At 39.1% G+C, this 23,561-nt stretch carries 17 protein-coding genes; 5 read left to right on the top strand and 12 right to left on the bottom strand.

Features of this window, described 5'->3' with window-relative positions; genetic code table 11:
- Positions 1 to 76: 76 nt before the first annotated feature.
- Entirely contained in the window at positions 77 to 1,360 is a 1,284-nt protein-coding gene (locus ABDV71_RS03540) for a glycosyltransferase (RefSeq protein ID WP_343531042.1), read from the bottom strand.
- Between the two features lie 66 nt (positions 1,361 to 1,426).
- Between ABDV71_RS03540 and ABDV71_RS03545 the strand changes: the two genes are divergently transcribed.
- The 3 genes from ABDV71_RS03545 (at position 1,427) to ABDV71_RS03555 (ending at position 7,057) form a co-directional block, all read left to right on the top strand.
- Positions 1,427 to 4,603, top strand: coding sequence for a S41 family peptidase (locus ABDV71_RS03545; RefSeq protein WP_343531043.1), 3,177 nt, complete (start codon positions 1,427 to 1,429; stop codon positions 4,601 to 4,603).
- A 135-nt stretch (positions 4,604 to 4,738) separates the two neighbouring features.
- Positions 4,739 to 5,491, top strand: a complete 753-nt coding sequence (locus ABDV71_RS03550) for a methyltransferase domain-containing protein (protein ID WP_343531044.1) — start codon at positions 4,739 to 4,741, stop codon at positions 5,489 to 5,491.
- A gap of 15 nt (positions 5,492 to 5,506) precedes the next feature.
- Positions 5,507 to 7,057 (top strand): rhomboid family intramembrane serine protease, encoded by a 1,551-nt coding sequence (locus tag ABDV71_RS03555; protein WP_343531045.1) that lies wholly within the window; start codon positions 5,507 to 5,509, stop codon positions 7,055 to 7,057.
- Here the strand turns inward: ABDV71_RS03555 and ABDV71_RS03560 are convergent.
- The 11 genes from ABDV71_RS03560 to ABDV71_RS03610 form a co-directional block, all read right to left on the bottom strand.
- Positions 7,046 to 8,506, bottom strand: a complete 1,461-nt coding sequence (locus ABDV71_RS03560; protein ID WP_343531046.1) for an alpha-L-fucosidase — start codon at positions 8,504 to 8,506, stop codon at positions 7,046 to 7,048. The genes ABDV71_RS03555 and ABDV71_RS03560 overlap by 12 nt on opposite strands.
- 335 nt (positions 8,507 to 8,841) lie before the next feature.
- Complete coding sequence (locus ABDV71_RS03565; protein ID WP_343531047.1) at positions 8,842 to 9,744, bottom strand: glycosyltransferase; 903 nt, start codon at positions 9,742 to 9,744, stop codon at positions 8,842 to 8,844.
- 26 nt (positions 9,745 to 9,770) lie between these two features.
- Positions 9,771 to 10,418, bottom strand: coding sequence for an FkbM family methyltransferase (locus ABDV71_RS03570; protein ID WP_343531048.1), 648 nt, complete (start codon positions 10,416 to 10,418; stop codon positions 9,771 to 9,773).
- Complete coding sequence (locus tag ABDV71_RS03575) at positions 10,415 to 11,746, bottom strand: flippase (protein WP_343531049.1); 1,332 nt, start codon at positions 11,744 to 11,746, stop codon at positions 10,415 to 10,417. Before ABDV71_RS03575 ends, ABDV71_RS03570 begins: the two co-directional genes overlap by 4 nt.
- Before the next feature lie 18 nt (positions 11,747 to 11,764).
- A complete protein-coding gene (locus ABDV71_RS03580) occupies positions 11,765 to 12,289 on the bottom strand; it encodes a DinB family protein (protein ID WP_343531050.1) in 525 nt (174 codons plus the stop codon).
- A 15-nt stretch (positions 12,290 to 12,304) separates the two neighbouring features.
- Positions 12,305 to 13,309, bottom strand: coding sequence for a DUF4476 domain-containing protein (locus tag ABDV71_RS03585; protein WP_343531051.1), 1,005 nt, complete (start codon positions 13,307 to 13,309; stop codon positions 12,305 to 12,307).
- A 62-nt stretch (positions 13,310 to 13,371) separates the two neighbouring features.
- Positions 13,372 to 14,061: a YjjG family noncanonical pyrimidine nucleotidase gene (locus tag ABDV71_RS03590; RefSeq protein WP_343531052.1), complete on the bottom strand. Its 690-nt coding sequence runs from the start codon at positions 14,059 to 14,061 to the stop codon at positions 13,372 to 13,374.
- A gap of 29 nt (positions 14,062 to 14,090) precedes the next feature.
- The gene (locus tag ABDV71_RS03595; RefSeq protein WP_343531053.1) at positions 14,091 to 14,405 is read right to left on the bottom strand and encodes a protein tyrosine phosphatase; all 315 of its coding nucleotides are present in this window, start codon (positions 14,403 to 14,405) and stop codon (positions 14,091 to 14,093) included.
- 11 nt (positions 14,406 to 14,416) lie between these two features.
- Entirely contained in the window at positions 14,417 to 15,061 is a 645-nt protein-coding gene (gene upp / locus ABDV71_RS03600; protein ID WP_343531054.1) for a uracil phosphoribosyltransferase, read from the bottom strand.
- A gap of 32 nt (positions 15,062 to 15,093) precedes the next feature.
- Entirely contained in the window at positions 15,094 to 16,407 is a 1,314-nt protein-coding gene (locus tag ABDV71_RS03605) for a polysaccharide deacetylase family protein (protein ID WP_343531055.1), read from the bottom strand.
- Positions 16,408 to 16,570: 163 nt separating this feature from the next.
- Entirely contained in the window at positions 16,571 to 19,444 is a 2,874-nt protein-coding gene (locus ABDV71_RS03610) for a triple tyrosine motif-containing protein (protein ID WP_343531056.1), read from the bottom strand.
- Positions 19,445 to 19,622: 178 nt separating this feature from the next.
- Here ABDV71_RS03610 and ABDV71_RS03615 point away from each other — a divergent pair, with 178 nt between their 5' ends.
- A complete protein-coding gene (locus ABDV71_RS03615; RefSeq protein ID WP_343531057.1) occupies positions 19,623 to 20,456 on the top strand; it encodes a hypothetical protein in 834 nt (277 codons plus the stop codon).
- A 44-nt stretch (positions 20,457 to 20,500) separates the two neighbouring features.
- Positions 20,501 to 23,548, top strand: a complete 3,048-nt coding sequence (locus ABDV71_RS03620) for a TonB-dependent receptor (RefSeq protein WP_343531058.1) — start codon at positions 20,501 to 20,503, stop codon at positions 23,546 to 23,548.
- Positions 23,549 to 23,561 lie beyond the last annotated feature (13 nt).

Raw genomic sequence — 23,561 nt, forward strand, 5'->3', positions numbered from 1 at the left:
AAGATTTCTCACCGACGTTCGAAATGACAGAATAAGTGCCGTATTCACTTTTAACTTTCTACTTCTTACTTTCAACTTATTTAGGCATGTCATCTAGCAGTTTTAAATAAAGCAAAGCATGTTGTTCGGCAATTACAGGAGGGGCGAAAGTACTTAATACCGTTCTGCGGGCTTCTTTTTGGATTTCTTCCTTTTGTTCATGCAGAAACAACCATTCGATGCCATCTGCTAAGTCAGAGGCATCTTCGTATTTTGCCAAATAGCCATTTTGGAGGTGTTTTACCATATCAGGAATACCACCAGTGGTAAAAGCAATTACCGGCGTGGCGCAGGCCAAGCTTTCCATCACGGTGTTGGGCAGATTGTCTTCCAGAGAAGGCGTGATGAAAGCATCAGCCGCGGCATAGCATTTGGCCAAGTGCTCATCTTTATTAATGGTTCCTAAAAAGGTTGTTTTGAAAGGGAATTTGGGAATGTTCTCTTCATTCTTATTGCCAAAAATAACCAGTTCTATTTCTTCGTTAGGAATTTCTGGTCGACGGGACAGTTCAAAAAGTGCATCGATAAGATATTGTGTGCCCTTGTGTTTGTCATTTTTAGAAGGCATAAAGCCACTCATTAGCACAAATTTTTCGGGTGCTATCTTGAGAATTTTTTTGGCTTCGGCTTTTACGTAAGGTTTAAAAACATCTATCTCAATAGTGTTTGGAATAACGGAAGTATGCCTTAACCCTAACAAGCTACTTTCTTTAACCGATTGTGCCATCCATCTACTTGGGGCCACCACATGGAAGTTTACTTCGGAATAAGCTTTCTGTTTACGTTTCCAAGTTCGATAGGAAATGTCTTTGGGACCACTCATTTTTAGTAACGGACAATTTCCACATTGTCTGTGGAAATTTTCACAGCTATAACGAACATGGCAGCCCCCTGTAAATGCATTGCTATCATGAAAAGTCCAAACAATGGGCTTTTCCAATTCATCAAGCTGGGCTAAAAACTTAGGACTCAAAAAGCCATGATTGATCCAATGAATGTGAATGACATCAGCCTCTTTTACCAACTTATTTTTGAGCACGCTTTTACCAAACCATTGTAGGGAGAAAGGTGTTTTTATTGATTTTTTTGAAAACAATTTAGCCAAATACCGCTCGGCCATGATGTTAAAAATCGCCTTTGCTTTGGCAAATGGACTTTTGCTTAAGTTGTGGATGCTTGGATCATTACCGAATTGATAATATACCAATACCTTAGAATCGATGCCCGCTTGGTTCAGCGCATCGCTTAAACGTAAACACGCTCTACCAGCGCCGCCGTTGCCATCATATGTGTTGAGGTGTACTACTTTCAAAGCAATCAAAAATACATTTTATTGTTTAGGTTTGTAAAACCGTTAATCAAATTAACTAAACTTATCATTATAAAAATGAAGAATAAAAACCTATTCAGCAAGCTTGCGTTCGCATTTTTGTCGTTGCCGTTAATGGTAAATGCTCAGAACCAAACTTATTTTGCCAGTTGTCCGGCCTTATCTCCAGATGCGCAGACCGTAGTATTTAGTTACGATGGCGACATTTGGAAAGTGCCTGTTAAGGGAGGTTTGGCCTCTAGAATTACAGCGATGCAAGGCGATGAAATCAATCCGAAAATTTCGCCAGATGGCAAGTGGTTGGCATTTTCGTCCAATCAATATGGCAATTTTGACGTTTATGTAATGCCTATGACGGGAGGCGAGATTAAACAGTTAACCTTTAACGATGGTACGGATGAAGTGGATAACTGGAGCTGGGATTCAAAAACTATTTATTTTACTTCGAGCCGTTATAATAATTTTTCGAGCTATAAAGTAGGCATCAATGGTGGTACGGCGGTACGCTTGTTTGAAAACTATTTTAATACTACGCACAATATTGCCGAGGCTCCTGATGGCAGCTTGTTTTTTAGCGATACTTGGGAAAGCAGGAACTTTGCCAACCGCAAGCGCTACAAAGGTGCTTTCAATCCAGACATCCAGTCGTATAATCCTAAAACCAAAGCATATAAACGTTATACCGATTATATAGGTAAGGATTTTTGGACTAGTGTTGACCAAAAAGGAAACATCTACTTTGTTTCAGATGAAGGGAATGAGGAGTATAACCTTTACACTTTTGTGGGCGGCAAAAAAACAGCACTTACCAAATTTGATACTTCTATTAAACGTCCTTTTGTGGCCGCCAATGGTAGTACTGTTGTTTTTGAAAAAGATTACCAGCTATATGTATATGATGTAGCTTCTAAAAAGGCTGAAAAAATCAATATCAGTTCTTTTAGAAATCAGGTCTTGACCAAGGAACAAGAATACGAAGTAAAAGCAAACATCTTCAACTTTGATGTTTCGCCCGATGGCAAAAAAATGGCCTTTATTTCTAGGGGCGAATTGTTTGTAAGTGATGTTGATGGAAAGTTCATTCGCCAAATCAGTAATAGCGGTGAACGTTCTTTGGAATTGAAATGGTTGGCTGATAATAAAACCATTCTTTTCAACCAAACGGTTAATGGTTATCAAAACTGGTTTACGGTAATTGGCGATGGTAAATCGGCTCCCAAACAGCTAACCAATGATAAGGCCAATAATAGGGCCATTGCTTTTAACAAAGCCAAAACCCAAGCGGTTTATTTAAGCGGTAGAAACGAGTTACGTTTGATGGACTTGAAAACTTTCCAGAGCAAAACTGTCCTAAAGGATGAGTTTTGGGCTATCCAAGAGTCGTCACCTAGTTTCTCGCCAAACGACCAATACTTACTTTTTACAGTTTACCGTAATTTTGAGCAGGATATTTTGGTGCATGACCTTAAAGCTAACCAAACCACTAATTTAACCAATACTGGAGTAACAGAATCAAGTCCAATTTGGTCGCCAGACGGAAAATACATCTATTTTACCAGTAACCGCACCAAGCCCTCTTATCCTTTTGGGATGCAGGATGCACATGTGTATCGTATGGCATTGGATTATTATGATACTCCTTACCGTGCAGATAAGTTTGACGAGTTGTTTAAGGAAAATCCGCCAGCAGCCCCAAAAGAAACTGCACCAGTAAAAGATGCTAAAAAGCCTGCAGATACTGCGAAGAAGAAAGCAGAGACTAAGCCAGCGGCAAAACTGATTACCATTAACACTGACCGTATTTTAGACAGAATAGAGTTGGTAAGCCCTGCTTTTGGCACTCAATATTTAACTGATGTTTTGGCCAAAGGCGACAAAACCTATGTGTTTTATACTTCGAGCCATGAGGGTGTGCCAATGAGTACCTATAGAACCGTAATTGAACCCTTTGAAAGTAACAAAACAGAAAAGGTAGCACCTGGTGGTTTTGGTATCGCCGAAGCTGCGGGCAAGCATTTTGTATTGGCTAGGGGAGTACTTAACAAGTATAATATTGACATGAATAAGCTGGATGCGATGGATTATAGCTACAAATTCAGCAAAAACCTAAATGCCGAGTTTAATCAGATGTTTTATGAAACATGGGTAGGTTTAGATGAGAACTTCTACGATGACGATTTCCATGGCGTAGATTGGCCGAAAATGAAAACTCGTTACGCGGCTTATTTGCCATATGTGAACAACCGTTCTGACTTGCGCATTTTACTAAATGATATGTTGGGCGAGCTAAATTCTTCACATATGGGCTTTAACAGTTTTGGTGCCGAAGAACGTAAAAGCATGAACTATTATACCAATGAAACAGGTATCATTTTCAACAATGAAAAACCTTATCAGGTAGATAGAATCGTAGCCAAAAGCAGTGCTGCTTTATTAGGCGGTAAAGTGGTTAGCGGCGATGTTTTAACGCATGTGAATGGTGTAAAAGTAGATGAAACAATGGATAGGGATTACTATTTCAGCAAACCGTCTATTGATAGGGAAATGAATTTAACGTTCTCCCGTAACGGCAAATCCGTAAATGTGAACGTACACCCGCAAAATACAGTAAATCTAAAAGCAAATCTGTATGACGAATGGATTGCCAATAATCGTAAAAACGTAGATAATTGGGGCAAAAATCGAATCGCTTATTCGCATATGAAAAACATGGGAACTGGCGAATTGCAAACTTTCTTGTTGGACATGGTAGAACAGGAGAATAACAAGGATGCGATTATTTTGGATTTGAGGTATAATACTGGTGGAAATGTTCACGACGAAGTATTGCGCTTCTTGTCACAACGTCCTTATTTGAAATGGAAATATCGTGGCGGTAAGCTTACTACCCAAAGTAACTTTGGTCCTGCCGTAAAACCAATTGTGTTGTTGATTAATGAGCAATCGTTAAGTGACGCCGAAATGACCGCCGCCGGATTTAAGCAATTGAAGCTGGGCAAAATTATCGGTACAGAAACCTACCGTTGGATCATATTTACTTCTGCCAAAGGCTTGGTTGATGGTTCTTCTTATCGCCTGCCATCGTGGGGCTGCTATACCATGGATGGTAAAAATTTAGAGAAAGAAGGTGTTGCGCCAGACATTATGGTGAAAAATACTTTCGAAGATAGATTGGCCGGTAGAGACCCACAATTGGAAAGAGCTGTGGCCGAGATTATGAAAGATTTAAAATAAAAGGTTCAATTGTTGGATTGCTTCGATGCGAGCAATCCAACTAAAGCACTACAGAAACTTACGAAGTTTTTAATGGTAAAGCGTTTGAAAACTACAAGCAATTAAAGTTAAACTTCGTAAGTTTACTGCTACAACATGGCAAACTTACTTACTGACAGAGATTTTTGGGTGAAATATTGGGAAAGCAAGACAGGTCTTTCCGTAACTATACCTGCAAATTATTTATTCCACCAACAGTTAAAGGAAATTGTAAAACGCGATAATATTAAAACAGCCATTGAATTGGGCGGTTTCCCGGGATATTATGCCGTTTTTTTAAAGAAGTACTTAAAACTGGATGTAACACTGCTTGATTATTTTGTACATGAGCCCATCACTCATCAGCTCCTACAGGCTAATGGATTGGCGAAAGATGATATACATATTATTGAAACGGATTTATTTAATTATGAGCCCGTGCAGCAGTATGATTTGGTGCTAAGCTGTGGATTAATTGAGCATTTTAACGATACCGAAGATATCATTCGTAGGCATATTTCATTTTTAAAGCCAGGAGGGACTTTGTTTATCACCCTTCCAAATTTTAAGGCGATTAACGGTTGGTTCCAGAAAAACTTTGATAGGGAAAATTACGACAAGCATAACATTAACTGTATGGACCCTCAGCTATTAAAGCAGATTGTTGAAAATGCAGGACTTAAAGTTTTAAGTGCCAATTATTTTGGTAAATTTAGTGTTTGGTTAGAGAACGAAAGGGAGAAATCGGCAGGAGTGAGGCTATTTAAGAAAGCCACTTGGTTAGTTGGAAAGGTTTTTACAAAAGTATTTCCTTTTAACTCCAAACAGTTATCGCCTTATATCGTGATTGAAGCTAAAAGAACAGACTAAAAATAATTAACGCTCATGAGTATCAGTTGGGGATATTCTCCCAAGGTTGAAAAATTTATTCCCTTATCTGATTTTCCTTCAGACAAGTATTTGATCATTGTTAGGCAGGCCTTTGAAAACCTGGGTTGGAAGTTGAGCCATGTTTCCGAATCAGGAATTATAGCCTACACGCCACTTTCATTTCAATCTTACAGCGAAGAAGTAACGGTGCGTATTCACGGGAACTTTGCAGTGGTGAAAAGTGAATGCGTAGGCATGCAATTGCTCTTTAACGATTACGGGAAAAACGAAGCCAATTTAGAGAAACTGTTTCATGAATTTGATTATGTGCAGTACCACTTAAGTGAGCAATGGGATGAACAAGTGCGTGCTTTTCATGACTTTGCGGCGAGGCAAGATGACCACTATTTCGAAAAGGCCCCTTTAGCAGTAAAAGATAAAATCAAGAATATCTTTTATCTGTTTGCACCCAGAAAGGGATACACTGCGGCTCCAATTCTTTTATGGCTAAATATATTTTGTTTCATCGCATGGATTGGCTTATTGATTGTTACGCCCATGTTTTTGGTTGCCCGACAAGTGCCTCCTGAGGAAATCACGAAAATTTTTACGGAGCTTAATGTAATGGGCTCACTCAATAGAAAACTAGTGCTAGAAGGTGATTACTGGCGTTTACTTAGTTATCAATTTCTGCATGGCTCGTTTAGACATCTATTCTTTAATATGTACGCCTTTGTTTACTTAGGCTTAATGTTGGAGAACAAGATTGGCTGGAAAAACTTTTTACTGATCTATGTATTAAGTGGTGTTTGTGCTGGTTTAACGAGTATTGCATACCATGAGAATATTTATACCGTAGGTGCATCAGGGGCTATTATGGGGCTTTTTGGTGCAATGATGGCTTTGCTGTTGAATAAATTTTTTGAAAAGAATGCTAACAAGGCTCTATTGGTGAGCACTGTTTTTGTGTTGGCCATTATGCTGATCAATGGTAGTATAAGTACTAGGGTAGATAATGCCTGTCATTTGGGCGGGTTAGTTTCCGGCTTTATCATTACTTACCTCTTGGTTTTCGACCATCGATGGGGAATCAAGAAAGTTTATCCTGCCATAAAATACGCTTTAGTGGTTGTGCTGTTTGGTGTGTTTAGCTATGTCGTTTTGGCTTTTACTACCGTTTATCAGCATGAGGAATTTTTTAAGTTAAAAAAGCAATTTGACATCAATGCTTTCATTTTTAATCGAGTATTGTGGATGAAGGCAGACTATTCTAAAGATCAAAAAATTCAGCATGTTTATTCCTTTGGTATTAGGCCAAGCAAAGCAAATTTAACGGTGGTAGAAAAAATGGGTAAGCTAAAATTGAATGATCATCTTACCCTAGATAGAAAACTAAGAACTGCAATAGCCAAGGAGACCTATGCAGCAGCAGAACTTTTGATGAAAGATGTTAAAAGCGATCATCAATACAAAAAACAGGTATCTGAAAAGATTGCCAACCTCATGAAAATGCAGGCTAAGTTTCGGGATAGTTTAGGGCGGATCTCTTCACCTTTACCTCAATAAAAAGAGACCTATTTCACTCAGTGTAATTGCTACGGGACACTTGGTTATATTTATCCGTATCAACCTTGAGGAGATGGGTTGCTCCAATTTGATTAAACGTTTGGCACCAATGCTTTCTCCCTTTGCTATTTGCTGCCATTTACCATCTATCAAGGCTTCTATATGATATTGCTCAATTCTTTGACCTAGTGGAATATATTCTTGGAGGCTAATCATATCAAACGTGATAGGTGTTTTAAAACTTAGGGAAATGCTTGCACTTTTTACACTGTCGTTTGTTGCCCAGTAGGTGTTTTTATTATTATCCTTTAGATAGCTGGTTTTAAACTTTGAACCTCTGGTATTACTAGCTACTATCGTTGCTTGGGAAGCTAAGTTGTTCGAAAAGGTTTTGGTGAGTATAGCTCCGAATTTATTCAGGGCATCTACGTCATCGTCATGCAAAAGACCTCTTTTATCGGGAGCAAGACCTAAATCCAATGCGGCACCTCTACCAACACTTTTTAAATAAAGTTCAAATAATTCTTCGGGCGTTTTGGGTTGTTCCTTGGCATGATAAAACCAACCTTTTCTTAAAGGAACATCGCACTCGGCAGGCATCCAAAACTTTCCATTTCTAATTCCGCCTGGACTTTCTGGATAATTGGCTTGACCAGGTACTGCGACATTTTTGCCCTGTGGTGGCATGGGCGTAAATGTGGCCCAACTGGTTACTGCGGCAGTACCTTTTTCATTGCCTACCCAACGTACATCAAGACCAACATCGCTAAAAATATTTGCCGTAGGCTGTAATTTCCTGGTGATTTTCCAAGTATTACTCCAATCGTAATAGGTGGTATTATCAATAGAACGTTTTTCATTGGCGCCACCATAATAGCCGTCGCCGCCATTGGCTCCATCGTGCCAACTCATAAACAGTGGCCCATAATTGGTATAGAGCTCTCTTAACTGTTCCTGATAAATAGGAAGATATTTTTCCGTACCGTAATATTGATTGTTTCTATCCCAAGGTGAGCAGTAAATACCAAATTTAAGTCCATGTTTTCTAGCTGCGGTTTCAAATTCCTTTACCATATCGGCTTTGCCATTTTTGTAGGGGCTTTTAGAAATGTTGTAAGCGGTGGTTTTGGTAGGCCATAGTGCAAACCCATCATGATGTTTTGCCACTAAAATAATGGCTCTTAAGCCTCCTGCTTTTGCGGCTAGCACAATCTGCTCCGCATTAAATGCTGTTGGATTAAATTTTGCAGGATCAGCATCTCCATACCCCCATTCTTTGTCTTCAAAAGTAGTGGGTGTAAAGTGTATTAGTCCATAAAGTTCAACATTGTGCCATGCCAATTGTCTTTCAGAAGGCGTTGCTCCATAAGGTTTTGGGGCTGTGTTTTGCGCAAATAAAGTGCAGCAACACATCAGATTTAACAAAAAGCATAGGGCATACCGTGTCATAGTAATTTTTTAGTTAGTAATCTTAGTTCAATCATTATTTTTTGAAAATGCTGCTTTGGTTTCGTCCAGTCTAAGCTCAACGTCATGCTGAATTTATTTCAGCATCTTTTTGGAATGAAAGACCCTGAAATAAATTCAGGGTGAGGATCGACGGAGCTCAAAGCATCATTGAAGCTTAAAAATAATCAAATAGTTATTGAACTCAATTTATGAAAAACGAATTGGTGACTTAAGAAGATAAGAGTAACGGCAGCTTATGTTGTTACTAAGATAACATAAAGAAAGAAATCTTGGGCATCTTTGTTGGAAAGAGGATTGTGGGGTTGGTTCTTAGACTATTTGATCAGCTTTTCCTTAACGTAGCGTTTTATTCTGGTCCACAAACTGCCTTTCCTGCCAGCTAAGAAGTTTTTAATGGCAGCGTAGGCTTTTTTATCTTCCTCAATTTGTTTTGGAAAATTGGTGATCGGTTTAGGGTTGATGATCACGTTATAGATGTCGTTAATACCCGAATGCACGCCAGTACCGTCATGACCAATATTGTTGACTAGGGACTGAGATGGGTTTAGGGTTAATCCTCCTTTTAGGAAAATTGAAGCGTACCAACGAATGGCCCACGAGTTATTTCTGCCACGTTTAAAATCCTGCATCTGTTTCCAGAAATTCATGGTGCCTTCTATCGAAAACTCATGAATTTTGCGGGTGTTAAATTGCGCTAGCAAAGTATCAATATTAGGTTCGAAATGTTGCCACGCCCTTTGCCAAGTTGCCCATCCCCAACTGGTAGCTGCCCTATAGAAAAAACTTTCGGGTAGGTTTTCTTCCTTTAAATGATACATGTAAGCACCAATATGCATCACTTTGTCTTCGTTTCTGTAAATGTTTAGCGCTTCATTAAAATAAGTGAGGGTATGCGGTGAGGTAATCAGGTCATCCTCAAAAACAATCACCTGTCCGTAATTTTGGTTAAGGTAGGTAACGCCTTCTATGATGGAGTTAGCCAAGCCTTTGTTGGTTTTGCTTTCCACAATCTTCACCGACTTAAAACCTTCTATGGTTTTAATGAAACTTCTCACCTCGTTTACCTTTTCCTCATCGTTTGGTGTTTTCGCTCCATCAGAGAAGATATACAAACGACTATCGGCAGCAAGCTTGTTCTGTTGTAAAAACTTCACTGTGCGCTCTGTATGCTGCGGACGATTGTAAACGAATAGAGCTATAGGTGCCAGATTTTGCATAAATCAAGTTAATTCTACTTTTAGGCTTATATGTCTAGGCAGTTGGTGACCTTGTAAAAAACAGAGGTTGCTTTGTTGTAAAATAACCCTGGGGAGATGCCTGAAAAAGATAGTTCCTTAAAGCCTTCTGCTTTCAAAAATGTTCTGGCTTCTTGGTAAACCTCACGTTCCGAATCGTCTAAAACTAATACGCCGTTTTCGGTTAGGGCACTAATGCTGTGCTTGCAGCAATTTACACGATCTCTGCCGTCAACAATGATCACATCGAATTTTTCCCCTAACAATTTTGCCTTTTGGCTATACTCTCCATTGGTTTCTAGTTTGGTGAAAATCATTTCGGCATTTGGTGCTTTTTGGTCTACAATTTTATTGTACCAAGCTTGGTCATGTTCCACTGAAACTACTCTTTTCACATGTTTTGCATAGAATAAAGTAGAATTTCCTGAACCATATTCAAATACAGAAAGGTTTTTGTTCAATCTGTCTTTAATAAAATCGATGAAGGAATAAGTTACCCAAGGAATAGGCTGATTGTGCGCATCTACTGCTTGGCGGTTGTCAAAAGCCGTAAACCATCCAGTGCTAGCCAAATAGCCTTTATGGCCATATGATAAAAGGGCAGCCAAACGTTTTGGTTTGGATAGAAGTGTTGCTAATGCTTGTAGTTTGTTCAACGTTTAAAAATTTTCTGAAATAAAGAGACCAAAAATAATGATTTTAACATCATTAAACCTTGTCGATGTGTTTTTGGGATAGCAAGGATGAAGAATGTTGCCACAAAATAGGCAGCGAGCGTAGCAATTGCTGCGCCCATGATTCCGAATTTTGGAATAAGATAGATATTTAATATAATGTTTACGGCAGCTCCAACGGCAGTTCTAACTAGCGAAATTTTGGTATAGCCTTCTGCAATAAGATATTGACCACTTGCAGAGCCCAGAAAAACAAAAATTCCAGCCCATACATGTACAGAGAGCACGTGTGCGCCACTCCAAAATTCTTCCTTATAAATTATCCTATAAGCCAAAGGTGATATAAAGGTGGTGACTATGGCGATACTTAAGCTCATCCAAACCATTAGATCATACATATTTTGTAACCTCTTTTGGTACCTTTCTTGATCATCACGCTTGGCGTTCATGATTGCGGGGAAAACCGATGTAACAATGGCCACGGGGATAAAATACCAGCTCTCGCTTAGTTGCACAACAGTGGAGTATATGCCCAACTGCCCTGAACCTAAATAGTTATCCACCATGAGCTGGTCTATTTTCATGTACAATGAAACAAGGATAGCGGAAAATGCTAAAGGCCAAGAGTTAGAGAGTAGATGTTTGGCAGTACTTGTTTTGTACTTCCATTTGAACAAACTGCCAGCCTTTTTATGATAAAAATAGAAATAGCCAAAAGCCAAAATGACGGTATCGAAAAATATTGCCCAAATGAACCAAATCAATTCTGCATGATTTAAAATCAACAGCAATTTGATTAGTGCGGAGATAATATTCCCAAATATTTGTGTAAACGTAACATATTTGGCTTGTACCGTAGCTTGGAAATAACTATCGGTAATGTAAAAAGCTTGTGTGATACCACTTAAACCAATAATCAAAATATAGCTTAATGGTGTTTGTGTAGGTGTAAAAAAGTTTTGTTTAACGAGGTAGCCAATATAGATCAAGGGCATTGCCATTAGACCACCAACTAATTTTAGCCTTAATGCAGTCCCTAAAAGTTCATTCTTTTTGTCGGGATGTTTTAGCAGTTCTCTTGTTGTAAAGCCATCTAGGCCTAAGGCCGCCGCCGCTATGAAGAATGATATGAATGCTTGAGGATAATTTAATAAGCCATTTTGATCTTTACCTAGATAATTGGCAATCGCAAATCCAACTAAAACTTTGATCAACAAACTGCCAACACGAGCAAGTATCAGCCAACCTGTATTCTTAAAATACTTGTGTAGGGCATCTTGATCAAAACCTTTAATGTGGGGCAGCTTCATTGGCTCAAAGATGCAAAATTAGCTTTGTTGCTTAAAACTATTTTCGATACGTTTCAACTGTGCCAGGTGATGCTTGAGGTGTATTTCGATAAAACGAAGCCAATGTTTAGCGTTTAGATAGCCTATTACAGGGTGTTTAGCCTTAATTTTTGGATTGGCATTCTTTATTTTTGGATAAGCCAAAGCCAGTTGTAACTCAAAATCGGTAATGAATTGCTGTGCTGCTGCAGGACTTATCTTCTTCACCCTCTCGGCCATTTTAGGTGGTGCTTTGTATTTTCGACCTGGAGGCAACATCCCCAACCATAAAATAAATTTTACCGCTAAGGCAGTGGGTTTTATTTGGCCATCTCCTTTAATACAGTTATTCATTGCGAACAGCGATAGCAAACTGGAGTCGAAAATATGGGAATATACCTCGCTATAGCTCCATCCGCCAATGGGTGGCTCTTGCTGAAAATCGGCTGGTCCAAAACGGTGGAGCATTTGTTGATAGGCATCAACAGTTTTCAAGATAGATTGATATACTTTTTCGACTTTCATGTCATTAATTCGATGCTATTTTTGCTTGCTAATGAAATCCAATAATGACTGTTTATTACTTGGAAATTTAAATTTATCAGCAAGGCTATAATAATTCTCTTTGTCAAAGGTAATTCTGAATGCCCATTTGGCAAAATCCAGACCCTTGTCTTCAAAACTATAGCACGCAATCAGTTCTTTCACCTGCTCGCTGGTAAGTTTTATATTTATTAACGCAACTTTAGCCAATTCAGTTTTATTGTCGTCAAAAGCTTCACTTTTAAATCGTTTGTAAAAGACATCAAAATCACTTGCAGACATGGGCCTGTTTCTAACCTGCTCTGTTTTTTGGCCCTCTAAAAACTTCATAAACTCATCTTTGGTGCCCATAAAAGTAAAGGAGTCCTTCAGTAAATAAAATTGATGCGGGTCCACTACATATTGAAATTCCTGCTTAGCGAGAAGTAGTTTACTCTCATCCTTAAAAAACAGCGGTAACAATTGTCCAATTTGCTTGGTGCTAAGTATTGTGTAATTAGAATATGCACTAATTACCTTTAGTTTTTGGTCGTCAAAAGCTTCTTGTTTTACACGGGCAACCAAATCTTCAAAATCGTTTTGGTTTTGGGGATATGTTGGTCTGTTTGGAGGTACAATTCCTGTGTTATAGGCGCCTACATAACCGTCAAAGTCATCCAAAGCATATACATTGTTTCTATACATGTTGAGTTCTTTCAAAAGAGTTAGGCCGCCTCTTCTGGAAAAATTGAAGACGAGCCTTTTGTTAGGGACGGTGGTAATTTCTCTCGAAAAAACTTTTTCTGATCCGGCTAGAATGGTGAGTATGGGCTTGTTGTTGTGAACTTCGTAAAAACGAAATCTTCCGGTGGCCGAACCAACCAATTCATCATCTAAATAAACTTTGAAATTGCCGTGTTCAGCTAGTTGAATAAAAACTTCGGCTTTGCCACGGGGCCTTTGTGCGAAGGCAATATTAATGGACAATAATGCCAATAAAATTAATAGGATTAACTTCTTCATATGAATTCATTTGTGTGTGCTTTGGGCAATGCCAAAATCAGTCCAATAAATGTTAAGGGAAGTTAAAAATGGTCCAATAGTTCCTCTAAATGATGGATTTGTTGCACTACATCACTGGGTTTCTCTGCTTTGAGCGGATTGAAGAAAATGGCCTTCATGCCGAAGTTCTGAGCTCCATAAACATCAGCTTCAAGACTATCACCAATCATGATGCTTTCGTGCTTTTCGGCTTGGGCTAAATTTAGGGCATATTCAAAGATGGCTTGATCTGGCTTATTGACGCCTACATCTTCTGAAATTACCACATTTTTAAAATATGGATTGAGGTTAGAGACCCTCATTTTAGTGAGCACTGCCTCTTTAAAACCATTGGAAATAATATGTAAAGGATATTTCTGTTGTAGGTAGCTGAGTACTTTTTCAGCGCTTTCAAAAAGATTGGTTTTGGTAGGCCCTAGTCGCACGTAATCTTTCTCAAAATTTTCAGGGACGAGGTCGGCACTTACACCTAAATCAATAAACGTTTTTCTAAAACGTTGTTCTCGCAATGCTTGCTTTGAGATTTTGCCTACATGATATTGTGCCCACAGTTGATGATTGTTTATCGTATAGGTACTGATAAAATGTTCTGCTGAGGTTAGCCCAAGTTCTTCGAGTTTGTAGCTGTCGTATAATTCTAATAATGTTTCATTAGCATTACGGTCAAAGTCCCAAATGGTGTGGTCAAGGTCGAAGAAAATGTGCTTAATCATGTATCGAAGTTTGGCTGCAAAGTTACGAATTATAAATAAGCTGCTACCTTGGTTTTGAGTTCGTCTATGAGTTCTTCATCCATATATTGATACACATCTTCGATATTCAAAACAATGATTTTTTGCCTAAAATGATTTCCAAATTTCTGTTCAATGAGCTGTAGGTGCTTTTTCTCCATGACGAAAATCACCTCGGCCCAATCGATATGTTTTTGGTTGATTTTTATTCTGGCCGAAGAAGAAGTTCCGGCAGATTTGGCAAAAATAGTAGGGTGGTTTCTATAAATGGTTTCGGCAGTTGGACTTCTCCATTCATTTCTGCTGCATACAAAAAGGACATTCATGAGGGGTTAAATTACTGCTTTATTCCATAAGCTAAATCGCCAGCGTCACCTAAACCAGGTACGATGTAACTTTTGCTGGTCATTTCGCTATCGATAGCCCCCAACCATAAACTTGCTTTTGGCAAATTGGCTTTTACATGAGCTACGCCTTCAGTACTGGCAATAGCGGCCACAATATGAAGTTTTTCTATTTTGTAGGAGTTAATAAGTTCTTTAGCGCAAAGAACGATACTTAAACCTGTGGCCAACATGGGGTCAACTAGAATGACGGTTTTGCCTTCCAGATCGGGAGCGGAAATGTGTTCCATTTGAATAATAAAATCACCGTTTTTTTTGGTCTTGCGATAAGCGGTGATAAAGGCAGATTCGGCTTGGTCAAAAACACTCAGCATGCCCTGGTGCATGGGAATACCCGCCCGTAAAATAGTAGCCAAAACAGGTTGTTGGGCCAACACTTGACTTTTGGCAGTGCCTAATGGCGTTTGGGTTTCTATTTCTTTATATTTCAGGGTTCTGCTGATTTCGTAGGCAAAGAAAGTTCCCAAGCGTTCCATGTTTTTACGGAAACGCATAGCATCTTTTTGAATTTGCTCGTCTCTTAACTCGGCAATAAAGGTATTGGCAATGCAGTTGTTTTTGCTTAGGTCGTATATCATGTTATAAATATAACCAAATACGCCCGAAATTGTTAAGGGTTTTTGGAGAAGGCAAGCATTTTTTCGTAAACCTGTTTCCAGTCTTTCCAGTGACCTGTTTCTGATAGGCTTTCGTTATGCCATAAGCTATAAAAAGTGCCATCTACTATTTTTACGCTCTCCATCAACTCATAAATGAGCAGTGTGGCTTGGCCAGGGTTTAGTTTGAGGTATTTATGTAAGGTACTATCCATTACCGCAAAAGGATGGACTTTAAGGTGGGATTGTTTATCGAGCTGTAGGTCGTACCAGAAAAACGGTGTACAAGTACCTGCTCTAAAGCCTACCTGCGAAGCGTAACCCATGGTGTAATCGTGGTTAATGCCTACCTTAATCAATTGCAGATATGTTTTTGGCAGGTGCATTTTAAGATAATGCTGCCTTGAACTGTCAACGCTTTTATGCAGAACGGATTCCAATAACTCTTTTTCTTCTTTAAGCTTAATTACATTGTTGTTTGAGGCGTAAGAAGGATGTACGCCAACTTTAGCATCTTTGGCCGTGTTTTTAATCAGCTGCTGCAAAAGCTCGTCGTTGGGATGTATGTTCACGTCATGTGTTCGGTCCCCTTTGTAGGAGAGCAAGAAAAAGAAAATGGCATTTAAGCCGTATTGTTGATGTATTTGATGCAAAAACTGGTAAGTATCAAAAGGATCTTTTCTTTTGCCTAAACCCGTTCGGATGATATTGCTGAGCTTTTCTGTGTCGCCTTTGGCCAATGCCCTTACTAAACGGGCAGCATTTTTAATAATTCCGCTCGACTTGAAATGATAAGCCCTATCGATATCGATAGTGGGCACAAATTCAAATTTTCTGCTCCCGAAATGCAAGTTGGAAAGCTTGTTGAGCAATAGATTTTTTAAAATAACTCCCCATTGGTCAATCACCGGAAATTTCAAAAGGCCTAGTTGAGACTGTAAGCTCAATTTGGCTGGAAATCTCAGATGTTCGTCGGGTTCAAAAGGAAGATATTCCTCATATCTGCTCAGGAAATAGAATGATGCTGCAAAGATGTCGAAAGGTAAAACACTTCCTTTAACAGCAAAAGGAACACGGTCATTCCCAAAATCAGCAATGTTGATGTTTAACGGCTCAATGCTATTTTTGGAAAGCAGTCCGTCAGCCTTAAAAAAAAGCTCATCGGCCAAAGGGATGTCCGCATAAGTGAATTTCGGACCGTTGTAGTCGATAAATTGCTGTGCTACGCTAGTGAAATCGAAATCGCAACGCAAGACCTCTCTGAAAATAAAATTGAAGATGTATCTGATACGTGGCGTAACCTGTGGAGAGTAAACGAGCAATTGCATATCTACTAAGATAACGAATTAGCAATTTTAAACAGAAAAATTAATAGGTTTTTTAAAAGCGGGTTGAGTTTTTCTGTTAATAGTACTAACAATATGCTGAGCTTGTCGAAACATCAGAAGAGGCCTTCGACAGGCTCAGACTGACAGGTAACATGAATGGTTTTTAAAAAGCATTGAAGAACTCAAATAGGTTTACGTTTCCATTGATGTTCAGCTTTTTCCTTAATCGATATCGTCCAATTTCCACGCCACGTGGTGAAATCTTCATCAGTTTGGCTATTTCCTTGGTCGAAAGGTTCATTTTAAGATAGGCTGATAGGCGTAGTTCATTGCTACTGATGGTAGGATAGGCATCCTTCAAGTGCTTAAGGAAATCAACATGTACTTTATCAAAATGAACGGTAAATTGTTCCCAGCTTTCGTCCGATTTTTCTTCGGCATTGAGTAGCCTAATGATTTTATTGAAGTCTGCAGCCTGACTATCGTCCTTAAGCTCTTTTTTCAGTTTAAAAAGCTCTGTTTTGATCTTCGACATAAGGTCTGCCTTTTGCACCAAGTGCATGGTGTTAGAAGCCAGCTCTGAGTTTTTGGTTTCTATTTCCAGTTCAAGTTTTTCGTTTTTTAACTTGATGATTTCCTTGTCCGATTTGTCCATTTCCAACTGGTGCATGTATTTGGTATGCTCCTGTTCTTTCTGGAAGGCAATGCGTTGATTGGTAATTTTACGCTGCTGTCTTTTGTAAACAAGGTAAATGATGCCAAGGAAAATCAAGACATAAACAACATAAGCAACGATACTTTGATACCAAGGAGGCAGGATGGTAAATTCATAAGTAGCTACAGGCGATTCGTTCCCTAAATTGTCCTGCGTTTTGACCATAAAAGTGTAATGGCCTGCAGGAAGATTGGTATAATCCTTTTCGGTTTTTTTATCCAATGCAGACCAGTTATCCTCAAAGCCTTTTAAATAGCAGGTATAAAAGGTATTTGCTTTGTTTTTGGTGAAAGTTGATGAATATTCGAAATGGAAGGAGTTAAGGCTGTGCTTAATACGATGTTTAGTCTTTTGTGGAGCATTTTCGTTTACGTCACCAAAATAGCCACCAAACAGTAAGCTGTCGGTTTTGCCCGATGCTTTGACCAGGCTAATGCGCACTTGTTGTTTCCCGTACCTACCTAAATACCTCTCGAAATTGAGATGGTAAAAGCCTTTTTGTGCACCAATGATAATGTTGTTCTTGTCTATACAATTGATATGCTCGAAGCCGCCCAATGTTTTTCCATTCAGTTCGGGAATGTACAGGAGTTTATAGCTTTTGCCATCAAATTGAGCTACACCCAGTTTTTTTTCTTCAATAAACCAAATATTACCTTGGGCGTCTTCTTTAAGGTAGCGTACATATCTTTCCCCAAAAATTGGCGTAAAAAAGCTAGAAATTTCAAATCGATCTGATTTTGCATTATACTCGTAAACACCTTTTTCTGTACCTACGGCAATGCGATTTTTAACACGGTAAATATGATTGTTGAAGGTAGAAGGTAGTCCTTTCTTGTTGGTGTAAAGCGATACGTTAGTGGTTTTTAATCCTGATAGGGAAATTTTATAAACACCTTTGTAAGGATGTGACACCCAAATATTATTGCCATCTGGAATAACAAAACGGGCAGATTCACTGAAATTTCCAATATTACCTACTACCTTGAATTGATTGTTTTGGTAGTTGAATATGGAGATGCCGTTATAATTACCAGAAAGTATGGAATGATTTAAAGGATTGGCAGCAGGCAATTCAACAAAATTCCAGTAGCCTCTTCCAGTAGCGATAGGAACCGCTTGATTATTGAGTTCTTCAAAAGCACCTTCGTGCCTACCTAAAAGTAACTTGCCATTGAGCACATTCATGCCCCAGGCTTGGCCACTTGCATTGACTACAGGCGTAAAGTTGGCTTGTGCTAAACTAATATCGCCACGGTGTGCTAGGGGAAGCTTATAAATTCCATTGGAAAGCCCTACATAGAGATTGTTTTGGTAAATGATTGAGGTATGACCACTTGCATTGTCAAAAATGGGCGGGTTAATGTGTTTAAGCGCATTGCCACTAGCAATAAAACTAATTCCATCGGCGAGGCCTAGCCATATGTTATTATTGTTGTCCTTAAATAAGCTTAATACCGAATTATTTTGAAGACCGGTGTTCTTGGATAAATGGTACAACTCTTTGCCATTTTTCTCTATAAGGAAAAATCCATTATTTAAAGTTGCAAGGGCAAGGGTGCTTTCATTTACATTACAGGTATTGGTAATGTTAGGAATATGTGCCGCTTCTTTAATGGGATTCATTTGATCGGTACTGATTACTTGTAGCCCGTGCGTTAGAGAACTTATCAGGATGTCGCCATTTCCATACGGACACATGGAACTAATGGTGAAAGATGGAGAAACAGGTACTTTGAGTAGCGGGAGCCAATTTTCGCCAACCAGTCTCAGTAGCCCTTTTGCTTTATCATGAGCTATAATTTCGTTGTTGGCCATACCAAGGTACAACCATTTAGAATTGGTTCCAAAAACAGTAATCTTATTATTTAGCCATCTGAAAATAGCATTTTCGGTTCTGAAGAATACGGCTTTGCCAGCGTATTGAATATTCCAAATGTCAGCAAATGAGCTATAGCTTTTAGGAATTTTAGGTTTTAAGCTGTTGAAGGTAAGCTTGCCATTGTCATCTGGAGCAAAATAACCAAAGTCGCCCTGCCCACCTGCATATATTTTATGGTCGGCGGCTATCTTAATTGATCTTACAATGGTTTTGTTAGGAAGAGGATAGATTTTCCATCGGCTACCATCAAAAGTGAGTAGCCCCTCATCGTTGGCAAAATAGAGAACGCCATTTTTGTCTTGTTGAATGTCCCAATTGTGAGTACCCCCGCCATAAGTGGTATTGTCGTAGTTCACAATGTCGGGCATGCCTATTGGGTTTTGCGCAAAACTCAAGAAGCTGCTTAACAAAAATGCAAGAAATGATATTTGGTGTTTCATTAGCAAAATAAAAGTAGGCAAAATCCGTGTTTCTTCAAATGATGTAGGGGAAAACCTTTTTAATGATGCTTTTTAAGCGGTTTTGATGTAGTTTTGATGGGGTTGTAAATTTGGAGCTTGCTAGCCATCGGTAATACATTTGTGTTAATTAACCCGATAACCAAATAATAAAAATCGTATGAACTACAAGTCATTTGTAAGGCATCATTGTCTTTTGTTGTTGGCTTTTCTAACTCTTTTAAACTTCAGTTGTAAAGACAAAGACTACGCCAGTAAATTAGGAACTCCTGCTAAGGCATCTTTCAAAGTAACCAAAGTGCAGGGCAAAGTAAACACCTATCTATTAGAAAGTACTTCTGAAAACGCTTATCGTTACCAATGGGATTTTGGCTTGAACGAAGGGCCCAAAACTGCGGGGGCTTCTACCGAAGCTTATTTCATCTCCAAAGGAACTTATAACATTAAGTTGTATGCCTATGGCGAAGGAGGTTACGACATCGCTACCCAGGCGGTCGTAGTGGATCAAGATGATTTTACGCCAACCTTGAACAATCCAATTTTTCAGCAATTGGTGGCGCATGCTTGGAAACTAGATCCAGTATCGGCAGCACCTATCACTGTGGGTACCGAAAACAATCCAGCAGAGTATTTCGGTGGTGGGGCTTTGGCAAATTGCCAAATTGATGATGATTATACTTTTAGCTTTGCCAACAATGCATTTAAGTTGAGCTATAAAGCCAACGGACAAACCTTTAACGCTGGGAATATTGCTCCAAACTATAGTTGTGCAACAGACAGGTCTTATGATTCTGCTTTTACTTTTAGCACTACAGTTCAAGGGGCAGGTATTGCTACCATTACTATTCCGGGCAATGTTCCAGATAGATTTATTGGTGTAACCGATGTTTCTTCTAACAACTATCGCATCATTTCAATTTCAGCCAATGAAATGGTATTACGTTCTGGAAAATCAAATGAAACGGTGCATCAAATGCGCTTCGTGAAAAAATAGTGAGCCGTTAACGGTATTGTGAAATTAAAAGACCAAATATAAATATGAAAAAAATTCGACTATTAATCGTATTGCTAATTTGTTCGTTTGCGCTGCAGAGCGCCTTCGCACAGAACCTTACTGTTTCTGGTGTGGTGAAGGACAGATTGGGCAAAGAAGTTCCAGGTGTTTCGGTAATTATTAAAGGCACTACAAACGGAGTTTCTACGACAGCAGATGGCAAGTATTCCATTACTGTCCCGAAGGCAGGCACTACCTTGGTGTTTTCTTTTATAGGAATGACCACTCAGGAGTTTTTGATTACCAAATCAGAAACTATTAATGTGGTGTTAGACGAAACTGCCAACTCGCTTAACGATGTGGTAATTGTAGGTTTTGGTACTCAAAAGAGAAGTAATGTAACGGGTTCGGTGTCCACCGTAAACAATAAGCAACTGGTTCAAACACCTGTTGGAGATTTAAGTAATGCCCTTGCCGGACGTACTCCTGGTGTAATTACCAAGCAACCTTCTGGTGAGCCAGGAGCTGATGGTACCCAAATCTACATCAGAGGTAATTCAACCTTTGGTGGCGGTAGCATGGAGCCATTGTTTGTGATAGACGGAGTAGTGCGTACAGGCCGTGACTTTGGCCAAATGGATCCCAATGAAATTGAAAGTGTTAGTATCTTGAAAGATGCTTCTTCTGCTGCAATTTTCGGGGTAAAAGGTGCAAATGGTGTTGTTTTGGTAACTACCAAACGTGGTAAAGCGGGGCAACTATCGACCAACTATTCATTTAACTATGGTTTCTCAAAGGTAACCAGATTGCCAGATGCTTTAGGTTCTTATGAATATGCTGTTTTGTACAACGAAGCGAAATTAAATGACAACCCAAATGCAACGCCAGAATTTTCTTTGGAGCGTTTGGAGGCTTTTAAAAATGGAACCGACCCGGATGCAAATCCTAATACCGATTGGATGGATTTAGTGCTTGGTGGTACTGCACCAAGAATGCAGCACAATTTATCTTTAGCGGGCGGTAGCGAAAAAATCAAATATTTTACTTCTTTCGGTTACTTAAACGAAGACGGTTTGTATAGCTCTTTAAATTATAAGAGATATAACATAAGGAGCAACATTGATATTCAAGCAACTTCTACCACAAAAATTTCGGTTGATTTATCGGGAAGAATGGAAAACAAACAGTCTCCGCCAGCTAGTATAGATAACATTTTCGAGCACACCATGCGTAATCCGCCAGTGCAGCCTGCTAGATTTTCTAATGGCTTGTTGGCAGCGCCAGGTGTATATCCAAACCCACTGGCATTGATCAGCGAGGAAAGTGGCTATAACAAAAATTCTGCAAGTTATTTTATGAGTAATCTTCAAGTGGTACAACAAATACCGGGCGTAGAAGGTCTTTCAATCAAGGGAGTTTTAGCTTTTGATAGAAACTTTAACCAAAATAAAACTTGGAATCAATGGGTGCCACTTTATGTGAGAAATAACGATGGAACTTATACCGTTAACTCACAATCAAAATCATCTCTTTCTAAAGGATATGGCGAAGGGCAAAGTACTGAATTGCAAGGTCACATCAATTACGACAGAAGATTTGGTAAACATGGTATCTCTGCTTTGGCTTTAGTATTGCAAAAGCAAAATCAAGGTACAGGAATTTATGGAGCTAGAAACTCTTATGAAAGTTCTGCTTTGCAGATTTTAAATTTCGGTCCAGCTTTAAATGAGGTATTGAGTGATGGTGAAGATAAAACAGCATTGCGTAGTGCTGCGGTACGTGTAAACTACGATTACGATGGTAAATATCTTTTCCAAGCAAGTTTAAGACGAGATGAGTCGGAGAACTTTGCGCCGAAAGAAAGAACAGGCTATTTCCCTGCATTTTCTGCAGGTTGGTTAATCACCAGAGAAAACTTCATGCAAAATGTAAAGTTCATCGACTTTTTAAAGCTTAAAGCTTCTTATGGTACTTTGGGTAGCGACCGTATCCCTAGCCGTTTTGGTTACTATAACCGTTATAACTTGGTGCCTAACGTGTACCCATTTGGTGGTAATTTTGTGACTGGCTTAACCCCTGGAGCTATCGCCAATGAAAATTTAACTTGGGAAACTTCCGTTAAAATGGACGCTGGTGTTGAAGCTAAATTCTTCAAAAGCCAATTAAGCGTTGATTTCACTGTGTTTAAAGAAAGAAGGAAGGATATTTTAGCGACAAGATCACTATCAGTTCCATTGAGTTTTGGTGCTGCCTTGCCAGCTGAAAACTTCGGGATTGTTGACAATAAAGGTTTGGAGTTAGTGCTTAATCACAACAAACAATTAACCAATGATTTGTCATATTTCATTGGAGGTAATTTTACCTATGCTAAAAATAAAATTGTAGAAGCGGCAGAAGCTTCAAACATTCCTGCTCATAGACGTATCACAGGAAGACCAAACGGCGGTATTTACGGTTACAAAGCGATTGGTATTTTTAAAGATGCGGCAGATTACGCAGCTTCGCCAAAACATACCGCATATTTAAGTTCTACAGGCCCTGGTGATATCAAATATCAAGATATTAGCGGCGATGGTATCATCAACGATGATGACATCACCTATTTAGGGAATGGCTCGTTGCCACAAATTCTTTATGGTATTAATGGTGGGGTGAATTTCAAAGGTTTTGAATTGAACTTCTTGTTCCAAGGTGCAGCACAATCGCAACAATTGTTTACACAAAATGCTGCTTGGGCTTTTCATAACGGTGGTCGCGTAAATGCGGAGTGGTTAGACAGATGGACACCTGCTCGCCCGGATGCCCCACTACCTCGCTTAACCTTAAATACCAATGGCAACAACTATTTGGTAAGCAGTTTTTGGGTACAAAATTCAAGCTATATCAGGTTAAAAAATGTAGAGCTTGCTTATACGCTTAAAAACAGGTTATTATCTAAAATTGGAGCAAATAGCCTAAGGATTTATGCACAAGGCCAAAACTTGTTCACCATTACCGATTTGATCAACCTCGATCCAGAGAACACCAACGGTATTGGTAGGTACTATCCTCAACAAAAGACTTACACTTTTGGGCTTAACATACAGTTCTAATTACCAATCGTCG

The sequence above is a fragment of the Pedobacter sp. genome, assembly GCF_039594775.1.
GTDB lineage: Bacteria > Bacteroidota > Bacteroidia > Sphingobacteriales > Sphingobacteriaceae > Pedobacter.